The organism is Burkholderia reimsis, from assembly GCF_003294055.1.
GTDB lineage: Bacteria > Pseudomonadota > Gammaproteobacteria > Burkholderiales > Burkholderiaceae > Burkholderia > Burkholderia cepacia.
In genome coordinates this window covers 1-545 of record NZ_QMFZ01000136.1, presented here as the reverse complement: position 1 = coordinate 545, position 545 = coordinate 1, and the positions used below count along the sequence as shown (strand labels likewise).

General features: G+C 51.7%; 2 tRNA genes and 1 rRNA gene. All 3 read right to left on the bottom strand.

Annotated elements, in window-relative coordinates:
• Positions 1 to 171: 171 nt before the first annotated feature.
• A tRNA-Ala gene (locus DPV79_RS41610) sits at positions 172 to 247 on the bottom strand.
• 39 nt (positions 248 to 286) lie between these two features.
• Positions 287 to 363 (bottom strand) — tRNA-Ile (locus DPV79_RS41605).
• Positions 364 to 426: 63 nt separating this feature from the next.
• A 16S ribosomal RNA gene (locus DPV79_RS41600) occupies positions 427 to 545 on the bottom strand; the annotation flags it as partial.

Below are 545 nucleotides of genomic sequence, written 5' to 3'. Positions count from 1 at the left end.
ACAACCCGGATAGTTTCCACGTCCATCTCAAGACGCTTCCGCTATCCAAATTACTTACTTCTTCCAGATTGTTAAAGAACGACAGCCGATACTTTCGTACCGCTCTGACTGGCTCAATCGCCAATGAAAAAGACTCGAACAATCGTCATTCGAATGTTTGTCATTGAGGATTGGTGGAGGCAGACGGGATCGAACCGACGACCCCCTGCTTGCAAAGCAGGTGCTCTCCCAGCTGAGCTATGCCCCCATTGAGTACAGATGCCCTCAGGTGTCTACCGCCAGACAATGGTGGGTCTGGTTGGATTCGAACCAACGACCCCCGCCTTATCAAGACGGTGCTCTAACCGACTGAGCTACAGACCCCTGAGTCTGTCTTTAATTTACAGCCGATAAGCGTGAGCGCTCAACTTCGCGAGATAGCTCTGGAAAGGAGGTGATCCAGCCGCACCTTCCGATACGGCTACCTTGTTACGACTTCACCCCAGTCATGAATCCTACCGTGGTGACCGTCCTCCTTGCGGTTAGACTAGCCACTTCTGGTAAAA